18 protein-coding genes and 1 pseudogene are annotated in these 16488 nt (G+C 66.8%); 9 read left to right on the forward strand and 10 right to left on the reverse strand.

What is annotated here, in order from left to right; all coding sequences use genetic code 11:
- Positions 1–85 precede the first annotated feature (85 nt).
- Positions 86–1087, forward strand: a complete 1002-nt coding sequence (gene pseB, locus ACW17X_RS00930; RefSeq protein WP_492099067.1) for a UDP-N-acetylglucosamine 4,6-dehydratase (inverting) — start codon at positions 86–88, stop codon at positions 1085–1087.
- On the opposite strand, the gene ACW17X_RS00935 is transcribed toward pseB, so the two are convergent.
- The gene (locus tag ACW17X_RS00935) at positions 1081–1215 is read right to left on the reverse strand and encodes a hypothetical protein (RefSeq protein ID WP_492100486.1); all 135 of its coding nucleotides are present in this window, start codon (positions 1213–1215) and stop codon (positions 1081–1083) included. The genes pseB and ACW17X_RS00935 overlap by 7 nt on opposite strands.
- A 229-nt stretch (positions 1216–1444) precedes the next feature.
- Here ACW17X_RS00935 and ACW17X_RS00940 point away from each other — a divergent pair, with 229 nt between their 5' ends.
- Positions 1445–2116, forward strand: coding sequence for a peroxiredoxin (locus tag ACW17X_RS00940; RefSeq protein ID WP_492099071.1), 672 nt, complete (start codon positions 1445–1447; stop codon positions 2114–2116).
- On the forward strand, positions 2113–2532 hold the full coding sequence (locus ACW17X_RS00945) for a metalloregulator ArsR/SmtB family transcription factor (RefSeq protein WP_492099073.1): 420 nt from the start codon (positions 2113–2115) through the stop codon (positions 2530–2532). Before ACW17X_RS00940 ends, ACW17X_RS00945 begins: the two co-directional genes overlap by 4 nt.
- Before the next feature lie 40 nt (positions 2533–2572).
- On the opposite strand, the gene ACW17X_RS00950 is transcribed toward ACW17X_RS00945, so the two are convergent.
- The 4 genes from ACW17X_RS00950 to ACW17X_RS00965 are packed head-to-tail and all read right to left on the reverse strand — an operon-like array spanning position 2573 to position 7513.
- Positions 2573–2905, reverse strand: a complete 333-nt coding sequence (locus ACW17X_RS00950) for an ArsR/SmtB family transcription factor (protein WP_492099075.1) — start codon at positions 2903–2905, stop codon at positions 2573–2575.
- Entirely contained in the window at positions 2902–6123 is a 3222-nt protein-coding gene (locus ACW17X_RS00955) for an efflux RND transporter permease subunit (protein ID WP_492099077.1), read from the reverse strand. The genes ACW17X_RS00950 and ACW17X_RS00955 overlap by 4 nt, the downstream gene beginning before the upstream one ends.
- Positions 6120–7145 (reverse strand): efflux RND transporter periplasmic adaptor subunit, encoded by a 1026-nt coding sequence (locus ACW17X_RS00960; RefSeq protein WP_492099079.1) that lies wholly within the window; start codon positions 7143–7145, stop codon positions 6120–6122. Before ACW17X_RS00960 ends, ACW17X_RS00955 begins: the two co-directional genes overlap by 4 nt.
- Before the next feature lie 29 nt (positions 7146–7174).
- Positions 7175–7513, reverse strand: coding sequence for a rhodanese-like domain-containing protein (locus ACW17X_RS00965; RefSeq protein WP_492099081.1), 339 nt, complete (start codon positions 7511–7513; stop codon positions 7175–7177).
- Positions 7514–7648: 135 nt separating this feature from the next.
- Between ACW17X_RS00965 and ACW17X_RS00970 the strand changes: the two genes are divergently transcribed.
- The 6 genes and pseudogenes from ACW17X_RS00970 to ACW17X_RS00995 all read left to right on the forward strand — a co-directional run bounded on the left by ACW17X_RS00970 (position 7649) and on the right by ACW17X_RS00995 (position 12044).
- Positions 7649–8908: an NAD(P)/FAD-dependent oxidoreductase gene (locus ACW17X_RS00970; RefSeq protein ID WP_492100420.1), complete on the forward strand. Its 1260-nt coding sequence runs from the start codon at positions 7649–7651 to the stop codon at positions 8906–8908.
- A gap of 28 nt (positions 8909–8936) precedes the next feature.
- Positions 8937–9092 (forward strand): annotated as a pseudogene (locus tag ACW17X_RS00975) (YgaP family membrane protein); the annotation flags it as partial.
- Between the two features lie 44 nt (positions 9093–9136).
- Positions 9137–10399 (forward strand): TolC family protein, encoded by a 1263-nt coding sequence (locus tag ACW17X_RS00980; protein ID WP_492099083.1) that lies wholly within the window; start codon positions 9137–9139, stop codon positions 10397–10399.
- Positions 10400–10655: 256 nt separating this feature from the next.
- Complete coding sequence (locus ACW17X_RS00985; RefSeq protein ID WP_271164000.1) at positions 10656–11048, forward strand: NADH:ubiquinone oxidoreductase subunit NDUFA12; 393 nt, start codon at positions 10656–10658, stop codon at positions 11046–11048.
- Positions 11045–11686 carry a DUF2155 domain-containing protein gene (locus ACW17X_RS00990; protein WP_492099085.1) on the forward strand — a complete coding sequence of 214 codons (642 nt, stop codon included), beginning with the start codon at positions 11045–11047 and terminating at the stop codon, positions 11684–11686. Before ACW17X_RS00985 ends, ACW17X_RS00990 begins: the two co-directional genes overlap by 4 nt.
- Before the next feature lie 16 nt (positions 11687–11702).
- Positions 11703–12044 (forward strand): hypothetical protein, encoded by a 342-nt coding sequence (locus ACW17X_RS00995; RefSeq protein ID WP_492099087.1) that lies wholly within the window; start codon positions 11703–11705, stop codon positions 12042–12044.
- Here ACW17X_RS00995 and lepB read toward each other — a convergent pair.
- From lepB to accB, 5 genes are all read right to left on the reverse strand, one after another.
- Entirely contained in the window at positions 12041–12814 is a 774-nt protein-coding gene (gene lepB / locus ACW17X_RS01000; RefSeq protein WP_492099088.1) for a signal peptidase I, read from the reverse strand. The two genes, ACW17X_RS00995 and lepB, sit on opposite strands and share 4 nt — an antisense overlap.
- A gap of 80 nt (positions 12815–12894) precedes the next feature.
- Positions 12895–13581, reverse strand: a complete 687-nt coding sequence (aat, locus tag ACW17X_RS01005; protein WP_492099090.1) for a leucyl/phenylalanyl-tRNA--protein transferase — start codon at positions 13579–13581, stop codon at positions 12895–12897.
- The gene (locus ACW17X_RS01010; RefSeq protein ID WP_492099092.1) at positions 13578–14594 is read right to left on the reverse strand and encodes a 2-hydroxyacid dehydrogenase; all 1017 of its coding nucleotides are present in this window, start codon (positions 14592–14594) and stop codon (positions 13578–13580) included. The genes aat and ACW17X_RS01010 overlap by 4 nt, the downstream gene beginning before the upstream one ends.
- Positions 14595–14621: 27 nt before the next feature.
- Complete coding sequence (gene accC, locus ACW17X_RS01015) at positions 14622–15974, reverse strand: acetyl-CoA carboxylase biotin carboxylase subunit (protein ID WP_492099094.1); 1353 nt, start codon at positions 15972–15974, stop codon at positions 14622–14624.
- 3 nt (positions 15975–15977) lie between these two features.
- Positions 15978–16469, reverse strand: coding sequence for an acetyl-CoA carboxylase biotin carboxyl carrier protein (gene accB / locus ACW17X_RS01020; protein WP_492099096.1), 492 nt, complete (start codon positions 16467–16469; stop codon positions 15978–15980).
- Between the last annotated feature and the right edge of the window lie 19 nt (positions 16470–16488).

Consider the following 16488-nt stretch of genomic DNA (forward strand, 5'->3'; position numbering starts at 1 on the left):
ATTAGAGCCTTCCGGGCGCTCTTCAGACGCGTCGGCGCTGCGGATGCCCTGCGCGCAGCATTAGTTTAGGGCACCAGAAATCGCCATGTTCGACGACAAATCGGTACTGATCACGGGAGGCTCGGGCTCCTTCGGGCGGATGTATGTCCGCACCATCCTGGAGCGCTACGATCCTAAGCGGGTAATTGTCTATTCGCGCGACGAGCTGAAGCAGTTCGAGATGCAGCACGAGTTTTCCGATCCGCGCATGCGTTTCTTTCTCGGCGACGTGCGTGACAGGGAGCGGCTGATACAGGCCACGCGCGGCGTTGATTTCATCATCCATGCGGCGGCGATGAAACAGGTGCCGGCGTCGGAATACAATCCGACGGAGTGTATCCGCACCAACATCAGCGGCGCCGAGAACGTCATTGCTGCGGCCCTGGCCAATGACGTCGAGAGCGTGATCGCCCTGTCGACCGACAAGGCCGCCAGTCCGATCAACCTCTATGGAGCGACCAAACTCGTCTCGGACAAGCTGTTCGTGGCCGCCAACAATATGGCGGGCAGCCACCGCACGCGCTTCTCGGTGGTCCGCTATGGCAATGTGGTCGGCTCGCGGGGCTCGGTTCTGCCTCTGTTTGAAAAGCTTATCGCAGAAGGGGTGGAGTCCCTGCCCATCACCGACCCGCGCATGACCCGGTTCTGGATTTCACTGCGTCAGGGCGTTGATTTCGTCCTCACCAACTTCGAGCGGATGCAAGGCGGCGAAATCTTCATTCCGAAGATTCCCTCGGTGAGGATCCTCGACCTGGCAGAGGCGCTGGCCCCGGGAATGCCTACGCATGTCATCGGCGTGCGGCCAGGCGAAAAGCTGCATGAAGTCATGTGCCCGACCGATGACTCCCACCTGACCTACGGCTTCCCTGACCACTATGTGATCGCGCCCACGATCCGCTTCCACAGCTCAAATGCGGATTTCGGCCGCAACGCCTTGGGGGAAATCGGCGAGCGGGTCACGCCCGGCTTCCAGTACGATTCTGCGACCAATCCCCACTTCCTGACGGTCGAGGAGACGCGCGCCTTCAACGCCCAGGCCGCCTACTGACCCGACCTGGCCAACTGCATCTTCAACTCGGCCAGTCGCCAGTCGATCAGGGTGTTGATGTCCTGTGTCTCCATCGCATCGATGACGGCGCGGGCCTCGGCCAGGCAACGCCAGTGCGGTTGGTCCATTCAAGGATCGCCCGGCTGGTCATCTGGCTGCGCCGTCCTTCGGTTCGGTCCCGCTGTCGCTGACGATCATGGCCGGGCGCCCGCGTCGGGCGATCAGCCGATCCAGCTCACGGACCAAGAAGCGCGGCAGCGTCAGAAGCCTCTCGCGCAACATCTATAAATCTTCATAGTTTATATAGGTGCGTATTTTAGGGTGGCGGGTACATTTTGAACCGCCTAATCATGCGTGATGAATTTTATTGAGAACACGCTTGCCGTCGAAGGCGCACTCGGCGCTGCGGGGCTGCGCCCCCTTCGCATTAATGATCCGGCGCCGGACTTCATCGCGCGCACGACCCAGGGCGAGAAGCGGCTCAGCGACTATCGCGGGCGTTGGCTGGTGCTGTTTTCGCATCCGGCCGATTTCACGCCGGTCTGCACCAGCGAGTTCATTGCCTTGGCCAAGCGGGCGGATGCGTTTGAGGCCTTGGGCTGTGACCTGATGGCCCTGTCGGTCGACAGTCTGTATTCCCACCTGGCCTGGCTGAAGGACATCTATCGCCGCTTCGACGTCAAGGTGACCTTCCCGATCATCGAGGATCCGTCCATGGCCATCGGCCACGCCTTCGGCATGGTGGACGCCGGCGCCAGCGACAGCGCCACGGTGCGGGCGAGCTTCGTCATCGATCCGGCCGGAATCGTGCGCGCGATCAGCTGGTATCCGATGAACATCGGCCGTTCGGTCGAGGAACTGCTGCGGCTGGTGACGGCGCTGCAGACCGCCGACCGCGAGCAGGCGTCGACTCCGGCGGGATGGTCTCCGGGCGAGCCCTTGCTGGAGCCCGCCGCCACCACCCTGGACGCAGCCCTGATCGACGGCGAGGGCGACGCGCCCTGGTATTACCGCGAGCGCGGCGTATGAGCGAAGATCACGCCGCCGCTATGGAGCGGCTGAGGAGCAAGGCGCCCCAGGCGGCGGAACTGCTGCGTCAGCTGGCCAATCCCAATCGCTTGCTGATCCTCTGCCATATCGCCGCAGAAGAGCGGTCGGTCGGCCAACTTGAAGCCGATCTGGGCATCAAGCAGCCGGCGCTGTCGCAGCAGCTGGCGGAGTTGCGCCAGTCCGGCCTGGTGAAGACCCGGCGCCAGTCCCGCTCGATCTACTACTCCATCGCCGACGCCAAGGCTCAGGCTGTGATGGGTATGTTGTACGAAATCTTCTGCGGCGACGGCGGCAGGCTCTCCCAGCGCGCCGAGCCGAGGGTGTCAGATGCGCCGCCCCGTCCGCGCGGCGACGCGGCTCATTTCGCCCGCGTGGCTCCTGTGCATCGGGGGTAGCGGCGAACGGCTGTCGTGGGGCGGAAACGCCCCCGGCCGGTCAATGGCTCAACCGCGGTTTTTCTGGACGACCGAAGCGGTCGCATAAGGTTTCTACGAGCTGGCGTACCTCAGGGTCGGCGAGGCTGTAGTAGATTGTCGAGCGGACGCGGCGCGTCTTGACCAGACCGCCCTCGCGCAGACGTCTGAGGTTTTGCGAGACGCCGGATTGGGACGAGCCGCACAGGGCCACGAGCCGCCCGACCGACATCTCCTCCTGGGCCAGCCGGCAGAGCAGCAGCAGGCGGTGTTCGTTGGCCAGCAGCTTCAGTACGGCGGCGGCCTGGTGGGCGTGGTCGGCCAGATCCGCCAGGGGGGCGTCCTGCGTCGTCATCGGGTCGCCGGCTTTCCGTCATCCCGCAGCACGACATAGATGGCCGGAATGACCAGGACGGTCAGCAGGGTCGAGGAGGCCAGGCCGAACAGCAGCGAGATCGCCAGACCCTGGAAGATCGGATCCGTCAGGATCACCGCCGCCCCGATCATGGCCGCCAGGGCGGTCAGCAGGATCGGCTTGAACCGGATGGCGCCCGCCTCGATCAGGACGTCGCGCAAGGGTTTGTCGGGCGAGGCCGTATGCCGGATGAAGTCCACCAGCAGGATCGAGTTGCGCACGATAATGCCCGCCAGGGCGATGAAGCCGATCATTGAGGTCGCGGTGAAGGGCGCGCCGAACAGCATGTGGCCGATGACGATACCGATCAGGGTCAGGGGGATGGGGGTCAGGATGACCAGGGGCAGTCTGAAACTGCGGAACTGGGCCACAACCAGCACATAGATGCCTAGCAGGGCGACCATGAAGGCGGCGCCCATGTCGCGGAACGTGACCCAGGTGATCTCCCACTCGCCGTCCCACAGCAGCGAGGGGACGGATTCGTCCTCTGGCTGGCCGTTGAGGCGGATCGCCGGCTTTTGCAGGCCCAGCGCGTCCCAGTCGTGGGCCTCGATGGCGCGATTGACCGCCAGCATGCCGTAGATGGGGGCCTCGTATTCGCCGGCCAGTTCGGCGGTCACCATGTCGAGCGGTCGGCCGTCGCGACGGAAAACGGCGTGACTGCCCGCTTCACGGCGACCGTCAACGACCTCGCCCAGTTCGATCAGGCGCGGCCCCGCAGGGCCGGTCGTCACCGCCACCGGCGTCGTGGCCAGGGTGCGGCTCCAGCTGCGCGCCGACTGGGGCAGGGCGACGGTGATCGGCAGGGGGACGCGACCGTCCCCTCGCGGGGCGTAACCGACCGTGGAGCCGGCCAGGATCGCGCCTATGGAATCCTGTAACTCGCGTTCGGACAGGCCATAGTAATCCAGGCGATCCCGTACCGGGACCAGCCGTAGCCGTGGCCGTTCCTGGCCGAAACTGTTGTCGACATCGACGATATAGGGGACGGAGCGGAACAGTTTTTCGACTTCCAGCGCGGTCTTGCGCCGGGTTTCAGCGTCGGGGCCATAAATCTCCGCCAGCAGGGTGGCCAGGACGGGCGGTCCGGGCGGCGTCTCCACCACCTTGATAGAGGCTCCGGCAGGCAGAGGCAGGGCCTTCAGCTTGGCGCGCAGATCCAGCGCAATGGCGTGGCTGGAGCGGCTCCGCTCGTCCTTGGGCAGGAGGGAGATCATCAGATCGCCCATCTCGGGCCGGTCGCGCAGGAAATAGTGCCGCACCAGGCCGTTGAAGTTGAACGGCGCCGAGGCGCCGGCATAGACCTCCATGGCCGCCGCCTCCGGCAGGGCGCGGATCTGGGCGGCCGCCTCGTCAAGGGTGCGGGAGGTGGCTTCCAGGCTGGTCCCTTCGGGCATATCGACCACCACCTGGATCTCCGACTTGTTGTCGAAGGGCAGCAGTTTCACCGTGACCGCCTTGAAGTAGAACATCGAACAGGCGAGCAGGGTCGCGACGCCGACGCCGATCAGGAAGTTGCGGGCTGACGACCGCTTGTCGATCACGCGATGGGCCACGCGGGCGTACAGCCGCCCCAGCTTGCCGCCGCCCTCTTCATGGGCCTGATCGGGCCCGCCGTGGGCCAGGGTCTTTCGCGCGAACCGGATCATCAGCCAGGGTGCGATCACCACAGCCACGAAGAAGGAGAAGATCATCGCCGCCGAGGCGTTGACCGGGATGGGGGCCATATAGGGCCCCATCAGTCCCGACACGAACAGCATGGGCAGCAGGGCCGCCACGACGGTCAGGGTCGCCACGACGGTGGGGTTGCCTACCTCGGCCACCGCCTCGACGGCCGCTTCCGTTCGGCTGCGGCCGTCGCGCATCGCCCAGTGACGGGCGATGTTCTCGATCATGACGATGGCGTCGTCGACCAGGATGCCGATGGAGAAGATGAGCGCGAACAGGCTGACGCGGTTGATCGTGTAGCCCATCACATAGGAGGCGAAGAGGGTCAGCAGGATGGTGGTGGGAATGACCACGGCGGTGACGGCGGCCTCGCGCCAGCCGATGGCGAAGCCGATCAGCACGACGATCGACACGGTCGCCAACGCCAGGTGGAACAGCAGCTCGTTGGCCTTTTCATTCGCCGTCTCGCCATAGTCGCGGCTGACGGCGACTTCGACTCCCTCAGGGATCAGCTTGCCTTCCAGGTTTTCGACGCGCTGACGCACGGCCTCGGACACCACCACCGCATTGGCGCCGGCGCGTTTGGCGATGGCGATGCTGACGGCGGGCGTGCTGGCCCACTGACCGTCATGCCGGGCCCAGCGCCAGACGCGGGCCTGGTCTTCGCGCGGCCCCTGGGCCACGTCTGCGACGTCGCGCAGATAGACCGGCGCGCCGGTGACGGAGCGGACGGTCAGCAGGCCGACGTCCTGGGATGAGGCCAGGGTCTGGCCTGAGGTGACGGCGACGGCCTGACCGTTCTCGCGGATATTGCCGACCGGGAAACTGCGGTTGGCCTGGGACGCCGTCTCGATCACGCGGCCCAGCGGAACGCCATACTGATTGAGCTTGGCCGGATCGGGGGCGATGCGGATCTCGTCGGGTCGGCCGCCGGTGATGAAGGTCAGGCCCACGTCATCGACCTTGGCGATTTCGGTGCGCAGCTTGTGCGCCAGGTCATAGAGGGCCTGATCGGTCCATTGACCCGCTGCGCCCGGCTTTGGGGTCAGGGTCAGGACGATGGCCGGAACGTCGTCGATCCCGCGCACCGTCACCTTGGGATCGGGGACGCCCACCGGAATCCGGTCCTGGTTGGCGCGCAGCTTTTCCTCGATCCGTATGGCGGCGTCCTCGGGATTCGACCCCACCAGGAAGCGCGCTGTCACCAGCACCCCGTTGTCTTCGGCCTGGGTGTAGACGTGCTCGACCCCGTTCACGCTCTTGACGATGGTCTCGAGCGGAATGCCGATCAGTTCGACGGCGTCGGCGGCCGCCAGGCCGGGCGCCGCCACCTGGACGTCGACCATGGGCACGCTGATCTGCGGCTCTTCCTCGCGCGGGATCGAGAACAGGGCCAAGAGGCCGACCGCGATGGCCGCCAGCAGGAACAGCGGCGTCAGCGGCGAGGCGATGGTGAAGCGCGTCAGGCGCCCGGAAAGGCCCAGTTTCATCCTTGCGTCCTCGTCGCGACCAGCCGGTCGCCGGCCTTGACGCCGCTCAGGATTTCGAGCGTTTCAGGGTCGTTCGTGGGGGCCGTCTGGACCGGGACGGCGCTGCGCTTCCGGTCAGGGGACATCACCTCCACATAGTCCAGGCCGTAGCGGGTCGTCACGAAACGCCGGGGTACGGTCAGGGCCTGACGTTGGCCGATCTCGATCGAGGCCGCGACCCTGCGGCCGACCAGTTCGGTGGTCAGGCCCGGTACGGTCGCATCAATCTGAATCCGCCCGCCGACGATGGCGGGATAGACCTGGGTCACCTGTCCCTGGCGCGCTTCGGCCGGAAGATCGTCGGCCGTCAGCAGGACGCGCGCGCCGGGTTTGACCTGGCCGGCGAGCGATTCCGGCAGCTCAAGACGCAGGACGGGCGGACCGGCGGTGATGGTCGCGATCGACATGCCGGGGCTGACCGCCGACCCCGCCGTGACCTCGACCTTCAACACACGTCCGGCGGCCGGCGCCAGGATCGCGCCCTGGCCGGCCATGCTGGCGCTGGCGCCCCGTTGCGCGCGAGCGGCGGCGGCCTGGGCGTCGGCGGCGCGCGACGCTGCGACGGCCTGATCCAAGCGCGCCTTGGCGTAGATATTGTGGTCGTACAGATCCTGAATCCGTCCCAGATCGGCGCGGGCGCGAGTCGCCTCGGCCTCCGCGGCGGCGATCTGGGCGTCATAGGCGCGGGTCTCGAAACCGATCCGGTCGTCGACGACCCGTCCGATCTGCTGGCCTTTGCCGACCATATCCCCCTCGCGCACCGACAGGACGACGAGGACGCCCGAAATGCGCGCGCGGGCCTGTGACTGGTCGCGGGTAGTGATCTCGCCGCCGACCGTCTTGGTGTCGGCAAGGCTGTTGGAGGTCAGGACGAGCTGCTCTCCCACGGCCGCAGCCTTGGCGGACGGCGTCGTGTTTTCTTCCGAGCCGCCGCAGGCGGACAGGGTCAGGGCGACCGCCGCCATGAGGGTCCACATCTTCATCGCCGTCGTCCTTCCGTCTTTCCCGCGGGTCAACCGCGCTCGACCGGGAGGCCTGCCGACTTCCAGGCGCCCAGGCCTCCGGCCAGATGGGTGTCGATCGCGGCCTGCGCCTTGGCGCAGCGTTCCAGCGCCATGCCGGAGCGCTTTCCGCCGGCGCACTGGAGGATGACGGTCTTTCCGTCCGCCGCGGGCAAGCGGGCCGGATCGAACGACGACAGAGGCAGGTTGACCGCGCCCGCTATGCGTTCGGCGGAAAACTCGTCCGGTTCTCGTACATCGACCAGCACCGCCTGGCCCTGTGCGAGCATGGACTGCAACTCGGCCGGACCGATCTCGCGATGGGTCGTCGTCTTTCCAAATCCGAACATTTCAACATCCCTTGATCCGCCGATCGCGGCGTCACACTTTTATGATTGTATATATCATGTAATCATTATATTCAGTCAAGCCACATAAGGGCGATTGAAACGCCTCTGGAGGAAACCGTGAGCAAGCCCAGAATTGTGATTATCGGCGCCGGATTGGGCGGGACAATCGCCGCCTACGAGATTCGAGCGGCGGTCAAAGGTCGCGCCGACGTTCTGATGATCGCTGAATCGGAGACATATTCATTCGTGCCGTCAAACCCTTGGGTCGCAGTTCGCTGGCGCGAGCCTGAGGAGATCCAGGTCCACCTGCCGCCCATCTTCGCGCGCAAGAAGATTGGCTTCACCGCCGTCGGCGCAAAACGCCTCCACGCCTCTGAGAAGAGGGTCGAGCTGAACAACGGCGAGAGTGTTGATTACGATTATCTTGTAATTGCGACGGGGCCCGATCTGGCCTTCGATGAGATCGAAGGGCTGGGGCCGGATGGCTACACGGTGTCGGTCTGCCAGACGTCGCACGCCTCGCACGCCGCCGCTATGTTCGACGCCTATGTGGAGAACCCCGGTCCGATCGTCGTCGGCGCCGTCCAGGGCGCGTCCTGCTACGGTCCGGCCTATGAGTTCGCTCTGATCCTGGACACCGAGCTGCGACGTCGGAAGATCCGCGACCGGGCGCCGATGACCTTCGTCACCGCCGAACCCTATATCGGCCACCTTGGCCTAGACGGCGTCGGCGACACCAAGTCCCTGATGGAAAGCAAGCTGCGTGAGCGGCACATCAAATGGATCACCAACGCCCGTGTCGCCAAGGTCGAGCCGGGCCTGATGCACGTCGAGGAGATCGCCGAGGACGGCGCCGTCGCCAAGAGCCATCAGCTTCCGTTCGGCTATTCGATGATGTTGCCGGCGTTCCGAGGCGTGCCTGCGGTCCGCGACATCGCGGGCCTGACCAATCCGCGCGGCTTCATCCTGATCGACAAGCACCAGCGCAATCCCACCTTCCCGGAGATCTTCGCCCTGGGCGTCTGTGTCGCCATCGCCCCGACCGGCCCGACCCCCGTGCCGGTGGGCGTGCCCAAGACCGGTTTCATGATCGAAAGCATGGTCGCCGCCGTCGCCGCCAATATAGCCGCCCTGATCGCCTGCGAGACGCCCCAGGCCGAGGCGACCTGGAACGCCGTCTGTCTGGCGGACTTCGGCGACGGCGGCGTCGCCTTCGTGGCCCAGCCGCAGATTCCGCCTCGGAATGTGAACTGGGCCGCGAGCGGCAAATGGGTCCACCTGGCCAAGGTCGGCTTCGAGAAATACTTCCTGCGCAAGGTCCGCAAGGGCGAGAGCGAACCCTCCTACGAGCGGCTGGCGATGCACATCATGGGCATCCGCAAGCTTCGCATGTGACCCATTTTTCTTGAAACGGAGCCTACCGATGAACCTTGATCGCGCTGTTATGATCTTCGCCGGATGCGTCGTGCTGGCGGGGGTGGCGCTGTCCCTCGCCGTCCATCCCTGGTGGATCGCCCTGACCGTCTTCGCGGGCCTCAACATGATCCAGGCGGGCTTCACCGGCTTCTGCCCCGCGGCGATGGCGTTCAAGGCGCTGGGCCTGCGTACGGGAAACGCCTTCCGATGAGCCTGCGCCGCGCCATTCCGTGGGCCTTGGCCCTGATCCTGGCCGCGCCGGGTCTGGCGCAGGCGACGACGCTGGAGGAGGCGATCGCCGCCGCCATCGTCAACGCGCCCGAAATCACCGCCGCCGACGCCGAAGTCGACGCCGCGAAAGGTCGGCTCAGCCAGGCGCAATCCGCCCGCGCCCCGTCTCTGAGCCTGAGCGGGACCATCGGCCAGGGCCGACTGGATCCGAGGGATTTCTTCGGTCTGGGCGCGGCGGACGTCACGCCGCGCGCCGCCCAGCTGACGTTCGAACAACCCCTGTTCACCGGCGGTCGAGCAGGGGCGGGGATTGCACAGGCGCGCGCCGGAATGGCGGCCGCCGACGCCGGCGGGGACGCTGTTCATGGCCAAGTCGTCCTGGCTGTGGTCCAGGCCTATGGCGACATGCTGACGGCTGAAGAAGTGCTGAGACTCTATCGTGAGCTTGCCGTCCAGACCGTAGAGATCGAGCGACAGGCGCGGGAACGTTTTCGGGTTGGCGAAACCCCGATCACCGATGTCGCCCAGGCTGCGTCGCGCGCCGCCGAAGCGCGGGCCGACCTGGCCCGCGCGGAGGGCATGGTGGTGTCCGCCAGGGCCCGCTACCGCAATCTGACCGGCCTGGAGCCGATCGACCTAAAGCCGTTGCCGTTCAATCCCCCATTGCCGGGTTCACTGGACGAGGCCCTGGCCTTGGCCGTCGGCGGCAGTCCCGCCCTGCGGCGGGCGAGGGCCGACCTCGACGCGAAGGAGGCCGCCGCCCGCGCCGCCAGAGGCGAACGCCTGCCGACCGTCAGCGCCTTCGCCGAGGCGGGTTCGGTTCGGGATCAGTTCTTCCCCGACTATCGCGCCGACAGCGCGACAGTGGGAATTCGTGGCCGCTGGACCCTGTTCAGCGGCGGTCTGACCTCCGGCAAGATTGCAGAGGCGAGCGCCGAGGTGCGCGCCGCCTCTGCTCGCCTGCGCGCGGCCCGCATGAACCTTGAGGAACAGGTTCTCGCCGCCTGGCAGGACATCCACACCGCCGAACTGGTGGCCAAGGCGTCCGACGAACAGAGGGCCGCTGCGGTCCAGGCCCTGACCAGCGTCCGTCATGAAGTCCGCGTCGGCCTGAAGCCCCAAATCGACCTGTTGAACGCCGAGCGCGAGGCCACAGGCGCCGCCGCCAGCGCCACCCGGGCCAATACCGCCCGGATCGTCGCCGCCTATCGCTTGAAGGCCTTGATAGGATCGGTGTGAGGTTAGGGCGTGAGGTCAGGAAGCGGCGACTGAGGCCGTGTCGTGACTATCCCTAAGGCCTGCCGCAAGCCTGGGGCGCGGCCCTATCGGCCTGCCGTTGGTTCGGGCGCGCAATTCATCCGTCATTTGCCGGCTCGGTCCAAGCGATCGCTGACGGGAAAGGATGAAGCGCCGCTGGACGAAGCGGGCGAGTGTTTCTATGATCCGGCTCAGCCGTCGGGTCTTTTCTGCGGTGATTTCGCGTGGGTTTGACGACGTGCTGAACAAGATTTTCGCCTGGTGGAACGGGGCCACGATCGGCACCCTCTTCACGATCGCCAAGCGTGGCCGCTACGTCGGGACCGACGAAATCGGCAATAAGTATTACGAGGCTAAGGACAACTCGAGCTACGACGGCCGCAAGCGCCGTTGGGTCGTGTACGAAGGCTATGCCGACGCGTCCAAGGTTTCGGCCGATTGGCACGGCTGGCTGCGCTACACCTTCGACCTGCCCCCGACCGAGGCGCCCTTGCCGCGCCGCGCCTGGGAAAAGGACCACCTGCCCAATTTCACCGGCACGCCCATGGCGTGGCGCCCGCAGGGTTCGCTGGCCGCCGAGGCCAAGCGTCCCGCCGCGACCGGCGACTATCAGGCCTGGACGCCCGAGTGAGACCGAATCGGCTCCTGCTGGGCGGAGCGGCCGTTGCTGCGGTGCTGAGCGCCGGGGCTGTGACCGCCAGCGTCCTTCAGGATTCGCCGCGTGACGCCCGTCCGGTGCAGGAGCCGGCCGCGCCTGCGTCCACTGCTCCGGCCGAGACGCCGCCTGCCGGCGCGCCTGCGCCTTCTACGCCTGTGGTCGTGACCCCGCCGCCGTCCGTCATCATCGCCGAAGACGCCGCCGTCGCCGAAAAGGCCGAAGAAGAGGCCGAAGCTGAGAAGCCGGTCGTCGAAAAGGCCATCGAACAGCCGGCCACGCCCGCCCGCCGCCAGCGGCGCAAGTTCGCGGTCATCCAGGCCATCGACAAGACCACCGCCGAGACCATGAAGTTCGAGGTCGAGGTCGGCGGGCGGCCCGTGCGCTTCAACCGCAACCTGATCTTCAGCGTCCGCGCCTGCGAGGTCAGCACGCCTGACGAACTGACCGAAGACGCCATCGCCTATGTCGACGTCTCGCTTCAGTCGCGCGGCGTGAACCAGCCCGCCGATCCGCGGCAGCTGTTCCGGGGCTGGATGTTCGCTTCGTCCCCGGCTGTCAGCGGCCTGCAGAGCCCCAACTACGACGCCTGGGTGGTGGGCTGTAAGAACTGAGCGCGAGGAGGCCGGAATGAACCGCCAAAGACCCCTCAAGAAGAGCGAGACGGTGGAGGTGCGCCTGCCGCACGCGACCAAGACCGCCTTTATGGACAAATGCCGCACCGAGGGCCGCACGGCCAGCGACGCCATCCGCCGCTTTATCGACAGCGAACTGGATCGGTCGAGCACAAGCCGGTCGTCGGTCCGCATGGGCTGGCGTCAGTTGCTGGCGGCGGCCATCGCCGGACTGGCGCTAGGCGCCGTCGCTGCCCCGTCTCTGGCCCAATCCGTGACCCCGGATCGGACGGTGTTCGAGCGGCTGGATCGGAACCATGACGGCGCGGTCAGCTTCGAGGAATTCCGCGCCCGCTAGCGGATGGGCTTCAGGAACCGGTCCCATTGCAGGTTCAGCCAGGTCCAGGGCTTGAACAGGCCGGCGCCGGGCTTCCACGAGGCGGCGATGATCTCCGCGCGTCCGACGATGTTCGCGGCCGGCAGCAGGCCGACGCCCAGATCGGCAGGCCAGCGGCTGTCCAGCGAGTTGTCGCGATTGTCGCCCATCATGAAGTACTGACCCGCCGGCACGCGGTAGATCGGCGTGTCGTCGCCCGGCTGATCGGGCCCTCCCTCATAGGTGACATAGGTCTTGCCGCTCGACAGGGTTTCGCGGACTTCGAGCACGCGGCGATGGGGGGCGTCATGGTCGCTGACCATCTGGAGAGGGGTCTGAGCGACGCCCTGTCCATTGACGAAAACCTGCCCGTGCCGGACCTGAACGGCGTCGCCCGGCAGACCGATGACGCGCTTGATCCAGACCTCGTCCGGGTCGTGGGGACGCTGGAACACCACGACGTCGCCCCGTTTCGGCTGACGTCCCAGCAGCCGGCCGTCGGGCAGGGGCGGATTGAAGGGCAGGGACGCTCGGCTCCAGCCATAGGCGTATTTGGACACGACGATATAGTCGCCGGTCACGAGCCCCGGCTCCATCGACGAGGAGGGAATGGTGAAGGGCTGGAACAGCAGGATGCGGAAGAGGGTCGCCAGGACCAGGGCGACAAGGACGGTGACGCCGATCTCCCGGAGTTCGCGCAGGCTGGAGACGACGGACGGGGCGTCGGCGGATGAGGCGGCGGTTTGGGTCATGCCGTCATAGGCCGCACAGCAGAGGGGCTGCGCCAGCTCAAGCTTGTCCGGACAGGGCTGAAACCGTGTCCGGACAGGGATCAGGCGGGGCGAAGCGCCCAGTCCACGGCTTCGGCCCCGGTCATCGGCGCCATCAGAGCCGTCTCGTCCACGGCCTGCTTCAACGCGGGCTTCAGCCGCCTCAGATAGGCCGCCTGGGGCGTCTCCACCGCGCCGAACTGGCTGAGGTGGTCGGTCAGGAACTGAGCGTCCAGCAGGGTCCAGCCGCCCTTTCGCAGACGCGCGACCAGATGCACCAGCGCCACCTTGGAAGCGTCGCGTTCGCGGCTGAACATGCTCTCGCCGAAGAAGGCGCCGCCCAGGGTCACGCCGTACAGGCCGCCGACCAGCCGCTCGTCCTTCCAGCATTCGACGGAATGGACGAAGCCCTGGGAGAACAGGGCGGCGTAGAGGCGGCGGATCGGGGCGTTGATCCAGGTGTCCTCGCGCTCGGGCCCCTGGACCGCCGCACAGCCGTCCAGCACGGCCTCGAAGGCGGTGTCCACCCGCACCTCGAACGGTTCGCCGCGCACGGTGCGGCGCAGACGGGTGGGGATGTGGAAGCCGTCCAGCGGAATGACGCCCCGCTGCTCCGGCTCGATGATGAAGACGCGCGGATCGTCGCGCGTCTCAGCCATCGGGAACACGCCCCTGGCGTAGCAACCCAGCAGGTCCTCGGGACCGAAGCCGCCGAAAGGCCCCTGGGCGCTGTAGTCGGGCTCGTTCATGGGGCGGGGCGGATCTGGTCGGCGGTGACCCGATTGGCGGGGACGCGGCCGGCCTCGATCTCGGCCAGACCCGACAGGGTGGTCACGGCGATGGCCGTCAGCGCCTCTTCGGTCAGGAAGGCCTGGTGGCCGGTGACCAGGACGTTCGGGAAGGTCAGCAGGCGCTGGAACACGTCGTCCTGAACGATCTCGTTCGACAGATCCTCGAAGAACAGGTCGCCTTCCTGCTCATAGACGTCCAGGGCGACGCCGCCGACACGATGGCTCTTCAACGCGTCGATCAGGGCCTGGGTGTCGATCAGGGCGCCCCGGCTGGTGTTGACGATCATCACCCGCGGCCGCGCCGCCGCCAGGGTCGGGCCGTCGATCAGGTGGCGCGTATCCGGCGTCAGCGGACAGTGCAGGCTGATGATGTCGGACTGACGCAGCAGGGTTTCGCGATCGACGTAGCGGACGCCGATCTGGGTCAGGGCCGGATCCTCGACCACATCATGGGCCAACACCTCGCAGCCGAAACCCAGTTTCAACGCCCGCGCGACTAGGGCGCCGATGCGGCCCGTGCCGACGACGCCGGCGGTTCGTCCCGACAGGTTGCGGCCGATCAGGCCGTCCAGGGCGAAGTTGTTCTCGCGCACCCGGGCCGAGGCGCGGGGGATGTTGCGGTTCATCGCCAGCAGCAGGCCCAGGGTGAACTCGGCGACCGCCTCGGGCGAATAGGCCGGCACGCGGATGACGGTCAGGCCCAGGCTTTGGGCGGCGCGCAGATCGACATTGTTGTAGCCGGCGCAGCGCAGGGCCACGGCGCGCACCCCGCCTTGCGCCAGGCGGGTCAGGGCGGCGGCGTCCAGCCGGTCGTTGACGAAGACGCAGACGGCGTCGAAACCGTCGGCCAGTGGCGCGGTGGTCTCGTCCAGCCGCGCCTCGAACCAGCTCAGGTCGTGGCCGAAGTCGGCGTTGGCCAGATCGAGGAACCGGCGGTCATAGGCCTTGGTCGCAAAGACCGCGATACGCATGGGCCGGTTCCTCTGATCAAGCGGGCGTCAGGCGTCGCCCTTCTGACGGGCGGCCCACTTCTCCAGCCAGTGGATGTCATAGTCGCCGGACAGGATGTCGGGTTCCTGCAACAGCTTCTGGAACAGGGGGATGGTGGTGTCGACGCCGCCGATGACGATCTCGTTCAGCGACCGCTTCAGGCGGGCGATGGCCTCTTCGCGGTCGCGGCCGTGGACGATCAGCTTGCCGATCAGGCTGTCGTAATAGGGCGGGATCGAATAGCCGGCGTAGATGGCGCTATCCAGACGCACGCCCAGGCCGCCGGGGGCGTGGAAGTCGGTGATCTTGCCCGGCGACGGAGTGAAGGTCTCCGGGTTCTCCGCGTTGATCCGCACCTCGATGGCGTGGCCCTGGAACTTGATGTCGTCCTGGGTGAAGGACAGGGGCAGGCCGGCGGCGATGCGGACCTGTTCGCGGACCAGATCGACGCCGGTGATCATTTCCGTAACCGGATGCTCGACTTGCAGGCGAGTGTTCATCTCGATGAAGAAGAACTCGCCGTCCTCCCACAGGAACTCGATGGTGCCGACGCCCAGATAGCCGATGGCGGCGATGGCCTTGTTGACCGTCTCGCCGATCTGCTTGCGACCCTCGGCCGACAGGGCGGGCGAGGGGGCCTCTTCCAGCACCTTCTGGTGACGGCGTTGCAGCGAGCAGTCGCGTTCGCCCAGGTGGACGACATTGCCGTGGCTGTCGGCGATGACCTGGATCTCGATATGGCGCGGCTTCTGGAGATAGCGCTCCATATAGACGGCGCCATTGCCGAAGGCGGCCTTGGCCTCGGACTGGGCGGTCTGCACCGCCTCGACCAGGTCGTCAGCCGTCAGGGCGACCTTCATGCCGCGTCCGCCGCCGCCCGCCGCCGCCTTGACGATCAGGGGGAAGCCGATGGTCTTGGAGGCCTCGATCGCCGCCTCGACGGTCTCGACCTCGCCCTTGGAGCCGGGGACCACCGGGATGCCGGCGTCCATGACGGTCTGTTTGGCGCTGATCTTGTCGCCCATGACCCGGATATGTTCGGGCTTGGGGCCGATGAAGGTCATGCCATGGGCCTCGACGATCTCGGCGAAGCGGGCGTTTTCGGACAGGAAGCCGTAGCCGGGGTGGATCGCCTGGGCGCCGGTGATCTCGGCCGCCGCGATGATCGAGGGGATGTTCAGATACGACTTGGCCGCCGAGGCGGGGCCGATGCAGACGCTCTCGTCCGCCAGCCGCACCCACATGGCGCCGCGGTCGGCTTCGGAGTGCACGGCGACGGTGGAGATGCCCATCTCCTTGCACGCGCGGTGGATGCGCAGCGCGATCTCGCCGCGATTGGCGATCAGGACCTTGGTGAACATGGCTTAGCCCTCGAGCAGGACGAGGGGCTCGCCGAACTCGACCGGCTGGGCGTCGCCGACCAGGATCTCGACCACCACGCCGTCGCGCGGGGCCTGGATCGGGTTCATGGTCTTCATGGCCTCGACGATAAGAAGGGTCTGGCCCTTCTTGACCTTGTCGCCCGGCTGGACGAAGGGCGGCGCCTCGGGCGAGGCCTGCAGATAGGCGGTGCCGACCATCGGCGACTTCACCTCTTCGCCGGCGCGGGCGACGATGGTGGCCGGGTCCGACGGCATGGAGACCGGAGCAGCGGCGGCGGCCGCGGGCGCAGCGGCCGGAGCGGGGGCGGCGGCGTACTGGACCGGGGCGGCGTGCATGGTGATTTCGCGCGCCACGCGGATGCGCAGCTCGCCGCGCTCGACCTCGACCTCGGTCAGGTCGGTTTCGTTCAGGATTTCGGCCAGCTGGCGAACCAGGGCGGCGTCGATCTCGGCGTGTTTCTTGTCATCGGCCATTGGGGTGCGCCTTTGTCTT

It is taken from the genome of Brevundimonas sp. FV1ye4L, assembly GCF_058681255.1.